Consider the following 17056-nt stretch of genomic DNA (forward strand, 5'->3'; position numbering starts at 1 on the left):
CTACTCCAGTTTTCGCACTCTCCGGTAAAATAGACTATTTGTGCGGAAACAATCGAGAATACTGAAATTATGGCGAAGCGGATTCAGCTAGTTCTGACTCAGAACGTAAGCAAATTAGGACGCATCGGGGACTTGGTGGAAGTCGCTCCCGGTTATGCAAGAAACTATCTTGTGCCCCAAGGCAAGGCAACGACGGTCAATCCTGGCATTCTCAAGCAGGTCGCTCGTCGGCGTGAACTTGAAGAGCAGCGCTTAGCTGAATTGAGACAGCAAGCGGTGCAAATTGCAGCAGAAATCGAAACGGCAGGCGGAGTCGATATCGAAAAGCAAGCCGGCGAAAACGATGCGATTTTCGGAACGGTGACCAATCAGGATGTCGCAGAAGCAATCAAGGCAAAGACCAATCAAGAGGTCGATCGCCGCACGATTACGCTTCCCGATATTCACAAAATCGGAGAGTACAAGGCGCAAGTCAAGCTGCATCCCGAAGTCACGGCAACGGTGGTGGTTCGAGTCGTTGCAGCTTAGTACAAACCTACTGTAAACTGCTAAGATTGAAGTACCTGTAGGGGTTGAGTTCCGTAGTTTTGTGGGATTCAGCCCCTTTGATCCATTCTCGCAATATTGCCCCTCAGCATCATGGTTCAAGAGTTTAATTTTCAACCCATTAACGATCGCATTCCACCCCAAAATTTGGATGCTGAAGAAGCCATTTTAGGGGGAATTCTGCTTGATCCAGAGGCAATTACGCGAGTGCTGGACATTCTGCGCCCGGAAGCGTTTTACAGTAGCGCTCATCAGGAGATTTACAAAGCTTGTGTGGCGCTGCATTATCAAGGGTCTCCCACGGATTTGATGAGCGTTTCGACCTGGCTTAACGATCGCGGACTGTTGGAAAAACTCGGTGGACAATCAAAACTGGTGCAATTAGTTGATCGTACGGTGAGCGCAGTCAACATTGATCAATATGCACAGTTAGTTGTAGATAAATATCTACGACGAAAGTTAATCAGCACTGGACATCAGATTTCTCAGCTTGGACATGAAACGGCGAAAGACTTAGAGAAAGTTCTGGATGAAGCTGAGCAAAAAGTTTTTAGCATTACACAGGTGCGCCCAAATCAGGGATTGATTCCGACAGCGGACATTTTGACCAAGACGTTCTCTGAAATTGAAGAACGATCGGCAGGGATGGCTTTACCGGGATTGGCTTCTGGTTTTTATGATCTCGATGGCAAGACTCAGGGCTTTCAGCGATCGGACTTGATTATCGTTGCGGGTCGTCCGTCAATGGGGAAAACAGCCTTCTGTCTAGGTTTGGGGCGCAACATTTCAGCACAGTACAAGCTCCCGATCGCGGTGTTTAGCTTGGAAATGTCAAAAGAGCAGATTGTGCAGCGATTGTTAGCCAGTGAGGCGCGAATCGAGAGTGGACGACTTCGATCGGGACGCATTGCTTCTCAAGATTGGGAGCCACTGGGCAATGCGATCGCCCGATTGTCTGAACTGAAGATTTTTATCGATGACACCCCTAACATTAGTGTGGTTGAGATGCGATCGCGTGCCCGGAAGCTACAAGCCGAACAGGGCGGCGTACTCGGCATGATTTTAATCGACTATCTGCAACTGATGGAAGGAAGCGGCAGTGAAAACCGGGTGCAAGAACTAGCGCGAATTACGCGGGCATTGAAAGGGTTAGCGCGGGAGTTAAATGTGCCTGTGATCGCGCTGTCTCAACTTAGTCGGAGTGTAGAATCACGCGCTGACAAGCGTCCAATGATGTCAGACCTTCGTGAAAGTGGTTCGATCGAGCAAGATGCCGACCTGGTGATGATGCTTTACCGGGATGAATACTACAATGAGGACACACCCGATCGCGGCATTGCTGAAGTGATCATCACAAAGCACCGCAATGGGCCAACAGGAACAATCAAACTCCTATTCGAGCCGCAATTTACGCGATTTCTGAATCTAGCGGCACCAAATCGGTTCGATTCGTAACCAAATTGCTGATCCAATCCTAGCTGAATCGAGTAATATAAATGACGGGTTTGGAATTGCAACGATGCGTACCAATGGTTGAGTCAAGACTGATTCAGGGTCAGCCTGTGGAACTCCCTCAGTATCGAGTTCGAGAAAGCATTAAAGCGAAACACGTCAGCTTAAAAATGACGGTTCAGGGCGGTTTAGAAGTCATTATCCCACGCGGATTTGACCAAAGCCGCATCCCAGAAATTCTGCACACCAAGCAAAGCTGGATCGAGCGCACGATCGAACGCCTCGAAGAACAGCGCCAACAACTGTCGATTGATGCCTCTGCTGCGCTACCTGAACAACTGCTCCTCAGGGCAATCGACCAAACCTGGACGATCGAATATCAGCCGACTGGATTTTCGCGGGCGACGCTCACCGAGAAAGGTAAATCGCGGTTGATTCTGCGCGGCAACACTCACAACGAAGAACTTTGTCGTTCCCTGTTGCAGCAGTGGTTAACCCATAAAGCTTATCAGCGGCTCATACCTTGGCTGTGGTCAGTGAGCCAAGAACTCAACTTACCGTTTCACAAAGCCTCCATTCGCGGACAGAAAACGCTCTGGGCAAGTTGTTCTCAGCAATGCAGCATCAGTCTGAACTTTAAACTGCTGTTTCTGCCCCCTGAATTGGTGCGCTATGTCTTTGTGCATGAATTATGTCACACCGTACATCTCAATCATTCGGCACAATTTTGGGGACTTGTGCAAGAAAAAGATCCAAACTACAAAGCGATCGACAAAGAACTGCGGCAATCGAGCCATTGTGTTCCTGCGTGGCTTGAAATGAACGGGGTGAGAGATTAACTCATGCTTGCGATAGGGGAAGTCAGCGATCGGACTTTCTAGGATTTTTAAAAATTCTAGATAAAACCATGACAGAACCGACAGAACGCTTACCGAAAGCTACCGATGACTCTGCACCTAAAAACCAAAAGGTGGTTGATCCTAACGATTTAGTTTACAGCGGTAGTTATCAGGGAGACCCGCGAGAACTTGTTGAAAATCCGGCTGTCACACCAGAAATGCCAAACGAACCTGGCGATCTTAGAGCCGATGAATTGGATGAAGATTAACCCTTTTCCGTATATTTTCGCATAACTTATACCTGTTTCGCATCTCTGTCACCGGAGAGATGATGACTTCTTCATGGTAAATTTACAGTTGCTTCGGTAGAAATTCGTTTTAAGCTCGGAGTAAATACGGTTGACGAAGTTTATCCATTGGGCTTCGTTTCGATTGTTTTGCTTAGTTCTTCGGTCACTTGACCTGGAGGCGCTTTTCCTGATTTTCGTTGCTGTCTCAATCGGCTCTAGACTCGCCTGAGTTTTCACATTCGGCGAGTGGGGTGTTTCTGCTCAGACAATTCGATCGAATCGAATTGTTGGTTCTCTATGGTCTTGTCATGAAAGTAGCCCTCGTCCATGACTATCTGACTCAGCGGGGTGGTGCAGAGCGCGTCTTTGAGATGCTCTGTCAGCGCTATCCCGATGCCGATATCTATACCTCCCTGTATGAACCCGCATCCTCGATCGACTTTGGCGATCGTGCGGTGTTCACGACCTATCTACAGCAGCTTCCACAAGCTTCACGCTACTTCAAGCTTCTAGCGCCGCTGTACTATTCAGCATTTCGGGCGCTGGACTTGCGCGAGTATGACTTGATTATTAGCAGCACCACGAGCTTTGCCAAAGCTGTAAGAAAGCGTCCTGATGCGAAACATATTTGTTTTTGTCACAACATCACGCGATTTCTTTGGGACACTCAGACTTATCTGCGTGAATACACTGTCTATCGGCGCTTTCTGCCCCTCATCGAGCAAATCTTTCGGGCAATGCGAAAAGCTGACCTTGCTTACGCCCAAGAACCGGATGTCTACATTGCCAACTCTCACACCGTAGCGCGGCGAATTCAAGAGATTTACAGCAAGCCTGCTCACGTCGCGAACTGTCCAGTCGATAGCGAACAGTTTGACTTCTCACCTCAGAAAGAAGATTTCTATCTCGCTTCGGCTCGCTTGATTAGCTACAAGCGGTTAGATGTGGTGGTAGAAGCGTTTAATTGGCTGGGCTGGAAGCTGTTGATTACAGGAGACGGCCCAGAGCGCGACACACTAGAAGCGCGAGCGCGGCAGAACGTGCAATTTTTAGGGCATGTCAGCGATGCGGAGCGCAAACAACTGATGTCTAAATCGAGATCGGTGATCGTGATGGCGCTCGAAGATTACGGATTGGTTCCGGTTGAGGCAAACGTAAGCGGAACTCCCGTAATCGCCTATGGAGAAGGCGGCGTTCTGGATACTCAGATTCCAGGAGTGACAGGTGTGTTCTTCAATTCTCAAACGCCTCACGCCCTCTACCGCGCTCTGCTCAAAGCCAAAACGATCGACTGGAACTATCACCGAATTCGCGAACACGCAGTGAGTCGCTTTTCCAAAGATGCGTTTTTTCAGTCGATCGAGTCGGTGATCACAGAGGTCTGTGGCACTGGCTAATTTAGCAAATTCATTTTTCTAGCTTCCTGAAATTTAAAATCAACGGAGTAACGATCGTGTCGCAAGGTAATCTTTCCCTCCTCAATTCATTCCCGTCGCGAGAACCCGATCCAGGGTACGGGCAACTTCTGGGCGTGTTGATGCGGCGGAAAGCTTGGTTTTTGGGCGCAATTGCGGGAACCGTGGCGCTAGCTGCGATCGTGACCTCGATCATGCCACCCACCTATCGCAGCACCATGCAAATGCTAGTCGAGTCGAACTACCGAGAACGTCGCGCTCCGGGTGATAATCGTCCCTCCTTTGCTGATCCCAACGTCGAAAGCGATACCGCAACGCAGGTCAATTTAATGCGAAGCACTCAACTGCTGCAACGGGCTGTAGATGATCTGAAGCCGCGCTACAGGGATATCAGCGTTGATCGCTTGAGGCGGCGGCTGAATATTGCCCAAGTGCAGGAGCAGCGCGGCAATGAGCGCGTCACTACCAACATCGTGGAAATGAGCTACATCGATCACGATCGGATCAAAACCCGCGAGGTCCTCAAAGCGCTGCAAAAGGTTTATCAGGACTACAACTTAGAACAGCAGCGCAATCGTTTGGCAAAGGGATTATCGTTCATTGACGGACAGATTCCGCAGGTGCAGGCGAAAGTAGATAAAGCTGAAGCTGCTTTAGAGCGGTTTCGCAAATCTGCAAACCTGATTGACCCTGAAGTGCAATCAAGGGCGGTGGTTGATTCGCTGCGGGAATTGCAGAAAAATCAGCAGGCGAATCGCAGCGATCTTGCTAGCGCTCAGGCACGGTTTTACGCGCTCCAGCAGCAGTTAGCCCGATCGCCGCAGCAAGTCGCGATCGCCGCAAAACTTAGCCAATCTAAGCAATATCAAGCCTTACTGGGTGAAATTCAAAAAACTGAAGTTGCCTTAGCTCAGCAGCAAACGCGCTTTACCAGTAAAACTCCGTTTGTGCAGCAGCTTTTGGAGCAGCGTCAGCGCCAGCTTGGGTTGCTTCAGCAGGAGGCGCAGCGGGTCTTAGGCGCAAATGCGGGCGCGGTTGCAGGATCAAGCGATGCCCTGCTTTCTGCCGGACAGTTAGGGGATAACGATCTAAAATTTGCCAACGACTTAACTCAGGCTCAGGTAGAGTTCTTTTCGGCGCAGGCGCGGGATCAAGTGCTGGTGACAGAAGCTCAGCGGCTCCAATCTCAACTCCAGCGATTTCCAGGTTTCTTATCGGAATACAACCGCCTCCAGCCTACGGTGAAGCTGAACCGGGACACGCTGGATGAACTGCAAAAAGCGCGGCAAGATTTGGGTCTGGAAATTGCGCGGGGTGGTTTTGATTGGCAGGCGGTAGAGCAGCCAAAGTTTGGTCGGCAAGTTGGCCCAAATTGGTTACGCAATTTACTGATTGGAGGTGCGGCGGGAGTCATGCTGGGGAGTGTAGCGGCGTTCCTGCGCGAATCGGCAGATAAATCGATTCGGACTTCCGAAGACTTAACCAAGCAGGCAGCAATTCCGCTGATTGGGATGGTGCCGGAATTGCCGATGACCGAGATCATGCCGGTGACCAGTTTTGCGACTCATCGATCACGCCTCGCCGGAGACATTGTGATGCCGCAAGTGCTGCATTGGGCACCGTTCCGCGAATCGCTGGATTTGATTTACAAGAATCTGCAACTGATGACCGATGGGAATCCGCTGCGATCGCTGGTGGTCACTTCAGCGTTAGCGGGTGAAGGCAAGTCAACTGTGGCGCTGGGCTTGGCGATTAGTGCAGCACGGCTGCATCAGCGCGTCCTGTTAATCGATGCTGATTTACGTCGTCCTGGACTGCATGAGCAATTGCAGCTCCCGAACGATCACGGGCTTTCGACATTGTTGACGAGCGATCGGGCGCTGTCGCAAGCCGCGATTCAGCCTGCGAGCATTTACAGCGATCTGCCAATCTCAGTATTAACTTCTGGCCCCACTCCTAGCGATTCCGTGAAGTTGCTCAGCTCCAAACGGATGCGCGATTTGATCACGGTGTTTGAGCAGCATTACGATCTGGTGATTTTAGATGCGCCACCCGTGCTGGGAATTGTGGATGCTCTATTGGCAGCTTCTTTCTGTGATGGAGCGCTGTTAGTCGGTCGGATGGGGCAAGTCAATCGGGATGAAGTGACGCAGGCAGTGGGGATGCTGAATCGGTTAAATCTCGTGGGTGTGGTTGCAAATTGTGCTGAAAGTGGAAATAGTTACTATTACCGCTCAACGACAACAACGCCTTAGAACTAATTCACAAATTGCAATTAAAAAAGAAGGCAATCAGATTTGCTTGGCTTGATTTGTCCTTTTTTTTTGATGCTAGTTTCTAATCATTTTGGAAATTTCGACAGATTAAGAGATAATGCTTTCTATTACAGATTGATTCAGCAATAATTGAGCAGTTTTGACACAAGAGTTTAGGGCAGCATCAACTACGATCGCTTGCTTTTTCTAGGCTGAATATCAAATATACTTTAGGACTAATGAGGGTCAATATGACGATCTGGGTATTACCAATTCGCACTCCAAAGGCAAGCGCCAGTAACAGTATTGCCGCTCGGCAGACGGGCGAAAGTAGAGCGGCTTCTTCATCGATTAAGCGGAGAAGAGGTATAAAATTATACTTACTAAAACAAGATCAAGTGATATGAACTGAACAGTTCATATCACTTCGTAGAATATGCACTTTTTGAGAATCAAAAATTATCACATTCTAACTTTTAGCAGATTTATCTTTGAGCAAATGAACTAGGATACAAAAAGCTAAAATAAATCTAGACTTGCTGTGATTCTAGACTGAAAATTAAAGCTTTACTAGAGTGATCCTGCTTGATTGATACCAGATTGACCGTTTAAATTCTCTATAGAAGATTCGATTTTTCGCGACTTTACCGGATACCTTATGACAACTTTTAATCCGCTAATTTTGCAAGAAACCTCAAGCTCAACTTGCGAAAAATTTCAGCAGAATAGCCGACGGTGTTTTCTGTACTGGCGGCAACGGCAGCTTCTGGTCTTACAATTTGCATCTCCAACTTCTAGCAGTGGTGAAAAACAGCCTCCACTGCCACCCCTGAGCGATCCAGGCTGGCTTTTAGACTGCTTGCAGCGATCGCCCGTTCAGCGGGTTCGCATCGATCCAGGCTTAGGAGAAGCCACCGTTAAACAATGGGCAGATGTTTGCGAACAAGCCGGGAAAGACATTTATCTGCGCTTACCTTCTGCAGCACAGTTGCCGCAGAAGTGTAGAAGCATTCTCTGGGGCTGGAAACGAGCGCTTGATTGGGCTGTCGCTGCATTGCTTTTGGTTGTACTCAGTCCACTGCTCGTGGGGATTGCGATCGCGATTGCGCTTTCTTCTCCGGGAGCGGTAGTTTTCAGCCAGTGGCGCGTCGGTCAGCGCGGCAAACTATTTCGAGTGCTGAAGTTTCGCACAATGGTTGCAGATGCAGAGCAAGCACATCACGGCATTATGGCGAATCAAGGCGCGGGCTGTCTGCACAAGCGCGAAGACGATCCGAGAATTACCCCCTTGGGCAAATGGTTGCGCCGCTATAGCCTGGATGAATTGCCGCAGCTAATTAATGTGTTGCGGGGTGAAATGAGCCTGGTTGGACCGCGACCCTGGGCGCTGTATGATGCGGTGCGAATTCGTCCAGAAATGCAGGAGCGATTGAACGCGCTACCGGGAATTACGGGAGCATGGCAGGTTGAAGCTCGATCGACGCTGCTGGATCTTGATGCGGTCAATCGTAGAGATTTAGAATATCTGAAAAATTGGTCATTGGGAGGAGATTTCAAGATTCTATTGCAGACCGTTCCCAAAGTTTTATCGGGCTTTGGAGCGTTTTAGAGCTTCCCCCCAGATTAGAGCTTCCCCCCAGAGGAAAGATGAGTGTCGCACAACGCATTAAGCGATCGTTGAGAGCAACCCGGTTTTGGCAAGAAAATGCCTTTATTTTGCGAGAATTCAAATCTTTTCCTCGAATTGCGATCGCAGCAATTTTGTTTGCCGTTGCATCTGCGACCTTTGAAGGATTTGGGCTGGGATTTCTGCTGGCATTTCTACAAAGTCTGATTAGTCCGAATCTTGAACCGTTCAGAACAGGAATTCACTGGTTTGATCTTTTGATTCTTGGCATCGATCGCAGTGCGACTGAGCGACTATTGCGGGTATCAAGTTTGATTTTGCTATCAGTTTGGGTTCGGGCTGGGTTTAACTATTTGACTCAAGTTTATACCGAACTGACGCAGCAAACGTTAGTCGATCAATTGCGGAAGCGGATCTTTGAGCAATTGCAAGCGGTGAGTTTAAGCTACTTCAATCAGACTGCTGCGGGTGAATTGATCAATACAATCACTAGCGAAATCGGTCGGCTTAATTATGCTTGTACGTTAGTTGCTTTTATCATCACTAAGCTATTAGCCTTGGTACTGTATTTCGTATTGCTGTTTACGATTTCCTGGAAATTCACCATCGTTTCTCTCGTGTTGTTTAGCTTGATTGGAGTTGTGCTGTCGCAAGTTAACAATCGGGTGAGAGCAAGGAGTATTGCTGTTTCCGAAGCGAATAAAGGATTTACCAGTAGAGCGCTGGAATTTATCACAGGAATTCGAACGGTGCAAGCCTTTGCGACTCAGGACTATGAGCGTCAACGGTTTTATGCTGCAAGTTCGCAAGTGGTGTGGGCGGGAATGCGATCGGTGCGCCAATCGGCAATCGTGCGTCCTTTGGCAGAGGGCCTTGCAACCACGGTACTGATTTTGATGATCATTCTTGCGATCGCGGTTTTTGTGCAAAACGGATCGCTTCAGACTGCATCGCTTCTCACGTTTTTGTTTGTGTTATTTCGGTTGGTTCCTGTCGTTTACGAAGCGAACTCGACTCGCGTTCAACTCACGGCTGTCACTGGCTCGATTCGGAATCTGCGCGAACTGCTGCGGCGCGATAACAAGCCCTATTTGCAGGAGGGCGATCGGATTTTTGACGGATTGAAGCACTCGATCGAATTTCAGACGGTCGATTTTGGCTACGATCCGCAGCAGCTTGTGCTAAAGGAAGTCTCGCTGTGCATTGCGAAAGGGAAAACGACTGCGATCGTGGGCGGTTCTGGAGCGGGAAAAACGACGCTGGTCGATTTGATTCCGCGATTTTATGATCCGACGGCTGGCAAGGTTTTATTTGATGGCGAGGATGTTCGACGCTTTGCGATTCAGTCGCTGCGGCGCAGAATTGCGATCGTCAGTCAGGATACGTTTATTTTTAATACGTCGGTACGCGAGAACATTGCTTACGGATTGAATGATGTCAGCGATCAAGGAGTTTGGCAAGTTGCCGAGCAAGCGAATGCTTTGAAGTTCATTCTGGAACTGCCGGAGCAATTTGAAACGGTGTTGGGCGATCGCGGCGTGCGGCTATCTGGCGGACAGCGACAGCGGCTAGCGATCGCACGAGCGTTGCTACGCGATCCAGAGATTCTCATTCTCGATGAAGCGACGAGCGCACTAGATTCGGAATCAGAACGGTTGATTCAGCAATCTTTGGAGCGATTATCGCACGGGCGAACTGTGATCACGATCGCGCATCGGCTTTCGACCATTATCAGAGCGGATCAGGTTGTGGTGATGGAGCAGGGGCGAGTGGTTGAGCAGGGGAGTTATCAGGCATTGTTAGCGCAGCAGGGAAGACTTTGGCACTATCACCGCATTCAGCATGAAGCGTGAGCGATTTAAAGATGAATTTAATTGTGCTGGAGAATCACGTTACCCGTCAGCGTGGGGGGCAAGAATTGAACTTGCTAGAAATTTGTCGCGGCTTGTTTCAACGGGGGCACCGGATTACTTTGCTGTATCTGAAAGCCGGTGATTTACTGCCGCAGTATCGGTCTTTTTGCGATCGCACGATTCAAATTAGCGCTTATGGCTTTGATTGGCGAAGCTTCAGGAGTACGCTGCAATTTTTGCCAGGTTTGATCAAGCTAGGGCAAATGGCGATCGCGCCTAATTCGCTCATTTTCTGTAACGATTATCACTTCTCACTATTTGCTTCTGCGCTGTCGTTTTTTCATCAATTGCCATATGTGTGCTATTTACAACTTCCGCCGATTAACTTAAATCGTCAGCGTAAATTTGGATTGCGTCGAGTGGATCGATTTATCGCAGTTTCACAGCAAACAAAGCAAGATTGGGTCACATTTGGGATTGAGCACGATCGAATTCAAGTAGTTTACAACGGGGTTGATTTAGAGAAGTTCAAGCCTGCTGAGAATTTGGTGCAAATTCGGCAACAATGGCAGGTTTCTGATGATACAAAGATCATCTCTTACATCGGTAGAATTGACCGAGAAAAAGGACTAGAAACGCTAATCAAAGCAGCAGAAATCTTAATCAAGAAAGGAAGAAGAATTAGAGTTTTGATTGCTGGAAAGCCTGTTGTGCATTACAGTTTTGCCAGAAAACGTGAGTGCGAAGATGAAGGAATGGACTATCTACGATCGCTCAATCAACTCGTTGAGGCACAAGGAATTTCTCATCAGGTCCAGTTTGTTGGACATCTCGCAAATCCGGTGTCTCTGTATCAAGCTAGCGATGTCAACGTTTTACCAAGTGTATGGAGTGAACCTTGTAGTTTAGGCTTGTTTGAATCGTTATCCTGCGGCGTTCCTAAAATTGCCAGTCGGATCGGTGGAAATCCCGAAATTCTTACCGGATTTGCGGATTTCTTGTTTACTCCAGGCGATGAGAACAATTTAGCAAATTGTCTCGATCGAGTTCTGGATTGGCGAGAAAAAGATCCCTCTTTGGGTACAAGATGTCGGCAACACGTTTTAGATTATTTTAGCTACGAGAAAATGATTGACGGTATCGAAAAGAACTTGCTTGAACTGCATTGTGTGTGACCTTCGCTTAGTTTTTTATGAAAACACTTTTTACGTTTCACTATCCTGCTGATCCTAATGCGGGTGGCCCTGGTGTTACTTGGCGCTTGGGTCAGGAATACGAAAAACTGGGACATCAAACTGAGTTTTATTCACTTGATGATCTGCCGAAACAATTACCGCCGCTATTGAAATTTGTCTTCTTTCCAGAATTTACAACCGCAAAAATTCTACGATCGCTCTCTTCGATCGATGTAATTGACGCTTCGACAGCAGATGCTTGGATTTGGGGGTTGATTCTGCAAAAGTTTCACAAATCGCGTCCGCTACTCGTCTGCCGTTGCCACGGGCTAGAACATATCGAGCACCTGGAATATCTCGAAGAAGCACAGCGCGGAAACCTCAAGCTCGAATGGAAATACCCGCTCTATCGCGCCAGTATTCGCCTTTGGGAAGTCGCAACCTCAATGCGACAGTCTGATTTGGTGCTGTTGCTGAATCATCGCGATCTGGATTACGTGGTCGAGAAATTGGGGGTTCATCCCGATCGTGCTCATGTTGTCGCCAATGGGATTCCAGAAGCGATGTTGAATCTGCCGTTTGAGCCAACCCCTTCAGAAAATGAGCCGATCAAAATTGCTCAAGTGAGTAGCTACATCGTTCGTAAAGGCATTCAATACGGCACACCTGCGCTCAATGCCATTCTCAAGCGCTATCCGAAAGTAGAAGTGAGTCTATTCGGAACCGAGTGCCCCGCCGAGCAGGTGTATCCTGATTTCGATCCAGAAGTGCGCGATCGGGTGACTGTGATTCCGTATTATGAAAATCACCAACTCCCGGAGCTGCTTAAAGGACATCACATCAAAGTGCTACCGACCATTTCAGAAGGATTCGGGGTGGCGCTGGTAGAAGCCATGGCGTGTGGATTGGCTCCTGTCACTACAACGGCTCCCGGCCCCTTGGAAATTGTGCGCGATGGTGAAACTGGACTGATCGTACCTTGTCGCGATCGTGAAGCCTTTGAGCAAGCGGTTGAAACGCTGATTCTCGATCGTTCCATGCTCGATCGTCTGCGGCAAAATGCTTATCGAGCAGCACAGCGCTACAGTTGGAAAAATATCGCTCAAGACAATCTCACGCTCTACGATGCCGCTTGGCGAATGCGATCGACATCCTGAATCTCAATTCGGCAAAATTCGCTTCGATGCTGAATCCAGGTCGCCCTCTAAATCCCCCACTCGTGGGCGACTTCAGCCAATAATTTAAAGTCCCTCACTCGTAGAGAAGTTAGGGGGCAAGAAGCCGCCCAAACCGGAGCGAAAATCTCCTCTTCCTACGTTCCACCTCTACTAGCCCAGACTCACTCCACCGACTTTATGTACAGTACCCAACCCCAACCCAAATCCCCGCAACTCTCTGAACCCTGGCTTCTGATTGGGGGATTGATTGCGTTTACGGTGCTGTGTCTTGCGGTTAACGTTGCCTCAATTCTTAGACTTGCTTTTCCTATTGGAAGTTTAGCAGTGGGAGCGCTGCTATTTTTTCGCTATCCAATGTTCTACATTGGATTTACCTGGTGGCTTTGGTTTCTCACACCCTTTGTCCGACGACTGATCGATTGGGAGGTTGGATGGCTTGATCCCAATCCAGTTTTACTAACTCCGTTTCTAGTGTCATTATTATCGACGCTAACATTGCTGATTCAATTGCCCAAAGCAATTCGAGGAAATGGTTTACCGTTTGTCTTATCTACGATCGCAGTGTTATACGGAGCGTTTATCGGACTAATGGAATATCAGATCCAAACGGTGATCGTTGCGCTGTTAAACTGGCTGACTCCGATCGTGTTTGGTTATTACTTATTTTCTCACTGGCGACGATTTCCAGAACTCAAGCGCGTTACAGAGCGAGTATTTCTCTGGGGAACACTGGTAATGGGCGTTTACGGTGTCATTCAGTTCCTAGTTGCGCCTTTGTGGGATCAGTATTGGCTACAAAATCTGATTAACGTTCTGATGATTTATTCATTTGGAACACCAAACCCGTTATCGATGCGAGTCTTTAGCACGATGCACTCTCCACAGCCGTTCGCCGCAACGATGGTGGCGGGTGTCTTATTACTGTTTGCGATTAAGAGTCCGTTGAAGCTTGTATCATCAGGATTCGGATATCTTGCATTGCTGCTAACGTTGGTGAGAACCGCTTGGTTAAGCTGGCTCATCGGATTGATTGTCTATCTCCCATCGTTGAAACCCAGGCTGCAAATGCGATTGATCGTCACGTTGATGCTGATGTCGCTGGTTGTGTTGCCCTTAACGATGGTTGAGCCATTCTCAACGGTGATCAATTCGCGGCTACAAACATTCTTTGCGGGGCAGCAGGATGGCAGCTTTATCGATCGCAGTATCGGTTATACCAATCTTCTCAACGACGCCCTCAGCGAATTTGAAGGACGCGGGTTAGGATACGTGATTCGAGATTCAAATATTGGGGGAAACGATAGCGGTATTCTTACGTTATTCCTCAATTTAGGCTGGGTTGGCACCATTCCTTATGTTGCAGGAATGGCACTGCTGGTGTTTGGAGCGCTGCAAGTCCGGCAAGCTTCGAGCGATCCATTTGTCGGAGCCTGTCGCGCTATTGTAATTGCGATCATGTCGCAAATCAGTCTCAATACCGTCATGCTGATTCCGTTTGGCATGGTGCTTTGGGGATTTATGGGGTTAACTGCTGCGGCTCGATTGTATGAAACGCAGCAAGCAGCAAACCCCATTGAGATCGTCCCTAACCTGCCAAAACTTTAGCCGCCGCCGTAATTCCCGCTCCAGGCGTAAAGCCATCGTAACCGAGTTCTTGCAGGGTTGCTTCGAGCGCAGAAATCGCGGTGAGAATGTCGCGATCGCTAACAAATCCCAGGTGTCCAATGCGGAAAATCTGACCCTTGAGGTGATCTTGTCCGCCTGCCAGCGCAATATCAAACCGTTTCCGCATGATGCTACGAATTTTTTCTGCATCAACTCCATTCGGCATTACCGCAGTAATCGCCGGACTGCTGCATTCATCTGCTGCAAACAAGGGCATTCCCAACCCTTGAACCGCCGCACGGGTAGCTTGCCGATGCCGTTCATGTCGCGCAAAGATGTTTTCTAATCCTTCTGCCTGCATCATTCTCAATGCGGCTTGCATTGCGTAGAGCAAGTTAATCGCAGGGGTGAATGGAGTGGTATCTTTGGCACTCGACTTGCGATATTTGCCCAAATCCAAATAGTAGCGGGGAAGTTTTGCCGTTTTGTACGCTTCCCAAGCTTTCGAACTCACGGCAACAAAGCCTAATCCGGGTGGAATCATGTAGCCTTTTTGCGATCCGGATGCAACCACATCTAAACCCCATTCATCGACAGGAACGCTGGTTGCTCCTAAGCTCGTCACCGTATCAACAATGATTAACGCTTCGCCGTGGGCTTTAACGTGGCGATTGATCGCTTCGAGATCGTTGATCACTCCGGTTGAGGTTTCGCTGTGCGTGATAATCACCGCTTTGATTTGCTTATCGCGATCGCTCTCCAACTTCTCGCGAAATACTTTGGGGTCAAGCGGTTTGCCCCATTCTGCCGTGACGCGCTCGGTTTGCAGCCCATAAGCATCGGTGACTTCTGCCCAGCGCTCTCCAAATTTACCGTTTGATCCGACTAACACGCGATCGCCCGGACTGAGAAAGTTAATAATTCCGGCTTCCATTGCGCCTGTCCCACTGGCAGCCAGGATGAGTAAATCATTTTGCGTTTGGTGCAGCCATTTGAGATTTTGGGTGACTTCTGCCACAATTTTGCCAAAATCACCGCTCCGGTGTCCGATCGGATGTTTTGCCATTGCCGATAAGACCTGCTCCGGCACCGGAGTTGGTCCCGGAATCATGAGCATCAGCTTGTCGTCCATGTTGGGTTCCCTTAGAAAGCTAGAACAATTTGTGCATGATCCAGGATTACACAGATGGTTGAGAATGCGGAATTTGACGCGTTGAATTTAATGTCAGCAAATCTGCAAAAACAACTTGCAAGTCGTAGTCATTATGAGTATGATATAGAAGTTGAATGAAGAGAAGATGCATGAGAGTTCAAGAAATCCCAATCAATCAGATTCGCCGCCCGTTATTTCGGCAGAACGATCAAGAGAAGGTTAAAAATCTCATGGCTTCAATTTCGGAGATTGGACTCCAAGAGCCGATCGACGTTTTAGAAGTGGATGGACAGTATTACGGATTTTCGGGCTGTCATCGCTACGAAGCCTGTAGCCGACTGGGACACGAAACGATTTTGTGTAATGTGCGACGCGCACCCAGAGCCGTTCTTAAGCAACATTTAGCTTAATTTTCAGGTTGGCTGCGGGATAATAGCCAGCAAGACGGTTTGGACTACTCACTCTTTTTTAGAAATTTAGTAGGAGAAGACTATGGTTAGTCAAGTTGCTATTGGCATCGAAGATAACAAGCGTCAAGAAATTGCAGAAGGCTTGTCGCGTTTACTAGCAGATACTTACACGCTGTATTTGAAAACGCACAATTTCCACTGGAATGTCACAGGTCCAATGTTTCAAACGTTGCACACGATGTTTGAAACACAATACACTGAGCTTGCTTTAGCAGTGGATTCGATCGCAGAACGCATCCGAGCACTGGGCTACCCGGCTCCAGGAACTTACAACGAATATGCAAAGCTAAGTTCGATCGCCGAAACGCCGGGAGTTCCGAAAGCAGAAGAAATGATCAAGCTCCTAGTCGAAGGACAAGAAGCGGTGGTGAGAACGGCGCGGTCGTTGTTCCCCTTAGTGGATGAAGCCAACGACGAACCGACTGCTGATCTACTGACTCAACGGATGCAGATTCATGAGAAGACGGCTTGGATGCTGCGGAGCTTGTTGGAATCGTAGGATTTTAAGTCATAAAGCTATAAAAAACCGCCGGATATACTCCGGCGGTTTTTTATAGCACTAAATGATGCTCCATTGCGAATCGCACCAATTCAGCCCGATTGCTCGTGTCTGTTTTTCTTAGCAAACTACTAACATGCTTCTCCACGGTGCGCGAACTCAGATGCAATCGATCTCCAATCTGATTATTCGATAATCCATCGCTCAGCAGCGTCAAAACCTCTTGTTCGCGATCGGTAAAAGCAATGTTGATATCTGGTTTTTCCCGCTCTGCTTCTGCGGCTACTTCAAACTCTTGCCGCGATCGCCAACTGGATTCAATCATTTGGCTGCGATCGAGGAGATTCCGCACGACTGCACCCAATTCTGGAAGCTCAAACGGTTTTGCAAGATAAACATCACAGCCAAGCTGATACCCCCGCACCCGCTCATCGGTATCCGTGCGTCCGGTGAGAAATACGATCGGTAACAAACGCAGCGCCGGTCGTCGCCGCACTTGGCGCACAAATTCATACCCATCCATCAGCGGCATCGAAACATCGGTCACGATCAAATGCGGCTGATGCGTTTCGAGCAGGGCGATCGCATCTTTACCGTTTTCTGCTGAGACCACAGAATAACCAGAACATTCGAGATAGTCGCAAATCGAGAGGCGGGTTCCTAAATCATCTTCTGCAACAAGAATTGTGAGCGGCATGA

Annotated in this window: 15 protein-coding genes; 13 read left to right on the top strand and 2 right to left on the bottom strand. The window is 48.5% G+C overall.

Annotated features, from left to right (window positions below):
• The first annotated feature begins 69 nt into the window (after positions 1-69).
• The 11 genes from rplI (at position 70) to NC980_RS18225 (ending at position 14235) form a co-directional block, all read left to right on the top strand.
• Positions 70-528 carry a 50S ribosomal protein L9 gene (rplI, locus tag NC980_RS18175; protein WP_190376046.1) on the top strand — a complete coding sequence of 153 codons (459 nt, stop codon included), beginning with the start codon at positions 70-72 and terminating at the stop codon, positions 526-528.
• 111 nt (positions 529-639) lie between these two features.
• Complete coding sequence (gene dnaB / locus NC980_RS18180; protein WP_190376047.1) at positions 640-2001, top strand: replicative DNA helicase; 1362 nt, start codon at positions 640-642, stop codon at positions 1999-2001.
• Positions 2002-2042: 41 nt separating this feature from the next.
• Complete coding sequence (locus NC980_RS18185) at positions 2043-2837, top strand: SprT family zinc-dependent metalloprotease (protein WP_242026689.1); 795 nt, start codon at positions 2043-2045, stop codon at positions 2835-2837.
• Between the two features lie 68 nt (positions 2838-2905).
• The gene (locus NC980_RS18190) at positions 2906-3106 is read left to right on the top strand and encodes a hypothetical protein (RefSeq protein ID WP_190376048.1); all 201 of its coding nucleotides are present in this window, start codon (positions 2906-2908) and stop codon (positions 3104-3106) included.
• Between the two features lie 329 nt (positions 3107-3435).
• Entirely contained in the window at positions 3436-4524 is a 1089-nt protein-coding gene (locus NC980_RS18195; protein WP_190376049.1) for a glycosyltransferase, read from the top strand.
• 56 nt (positions 4525-4580) lie between these two features.
• Positions 4581-6797 (top strand): polysaccharide biosynthesis tyrosine autokinase, encoded by a 2217-nt coding sequence (locus NC980_RS18200; RefSeq protein ID WP_190376050.1) that lies wholly within the window; start codon positions 4581-4583, stop codon positions 6795-6797.
• A gap of 658 nt (positions 6798-7455) precedes the next feature.
• Positions 7456-8406, top strand: a complete 951-nt coding sequence (gene hepC, locus NC980_RS18205; RefSeq protein WP_190376051.1) for a heterocyst development glycosyltransferase HepC — start codon at positions 7456-7458, stop codon at positions 8404-8406.
• Between the two features lie 38 nt (positions 8407-8444).
• Positions 8445-10277: a heterocyst formation ABC transporter subunit HepA gene (hepA, locus tag NC980_RS18210; RefSeq protein WP_190376052.1), complete on the top strand. Its 1833-nt coding sequence runs from the start codon at positions 8445-8447 to the stop codon at positions 10275-10277.
• 11 nt (positions 10278-10288) lie between these two features.
• Positions 10289-11452: a glycosyltransferase family 4 protein gene (locus NC980_RS18215; protein ID WP_190376092.1), complete on the top strand. Its 1164-nt coding sequence runs from the start codon at positions 10289-10291 to the stop codon at positions 11450-11452.
• 17 nt (positions 11453-11469) lie between these two features.
• Positions 11470-12609: a glycosyltransferase family 4 protein gene (locus tag NC980_RS18220; protein ID WP_190376053.1), complete on the top strand. Its 1140-nt coding sequence runs from the start codon at positions 11470-11472 to the stop codon at positions 12607-12609.
• A gap of 198 nt (positions 12610-12807) precedes the next feature.
• Entirely contained in the window at positions 12808-14235 is a 1428-nt protein-coding gene (locus NC980_RS18225; protein WP_190376054.1) for an O-antigen ligase domain-containing protein, read from the top strand.
• On the opposite strand, the gene NC980_RS18230 is transcribed toward NC980_RS18225, so the two are convergent.
• The gene (locus NC980_RS18230) at positions 14216-15367 is read right to left on the bottom strand and encodes an alanine--glyoxylate aminotransferase family protein (protein ID WP_190376055.1); all 1152 of its coding nucleotides are present in this window, start codon (positions 15365-15367) and stop codon (positions 14216-14218) included. The genes NC980_RS18225 and NC980_RS18230 overlap by 20 nt on opposite strands.
• Positions 15368-15537: 170 nt before the next feature.
• Between NC980_RS18230 and NC980_RS18235 the strand changes: the two genes are divergently transcribed.
• Both NC980_RS18235 and NC980_RS18240 read left to right on the top strand, forming a co-directional pair.
• Positions 15538-15798, top strand: a complete 261-nt coding sequence (locus NC980_RS18235) for a sulfiredoxin (protein WP_190376056.1) — start codon at positions 15538-15540, stop codon at positions 15796-15798.
• Positions 15799-15880: 82 nt separating this feature from the next.
• Entirely contained in the window at positions 15881-16357 is a 477-nt protein-coding gene (locus NC980_RS18240) for a Dps family protein (RefSeq protein WP_190376057.1), read from the top strand.
• A 52-nt stretch (positions 16358-16409) separates the two neighbouring features.
• Here NC980_RS18240 and NC980_RS18245 read toward each other — a convergent pair whose 3' ends face one another.
• Positions 16410-17054: a response regulator transcription factor gene (locus NC980_RS18245; RefSeq protein ID WP_190376058.1), complete on the bottom strand. Its 645-nt coding sequence runs from the start codon at positions 17052-17054 to the stop codon at positions 16410-16412.
• Positions 17055-17056 lie beyond the last annotated feature (2 nt).

The organism is Leptolyngbya sp. AS-A5, from assembly GCF_039962495.1.
GTDB lineage: Bacteria > Cyanobacteriota > Cyanobacteriia > Leptolyngbyales > Leptolyngbyaceae > Leptolyngbya.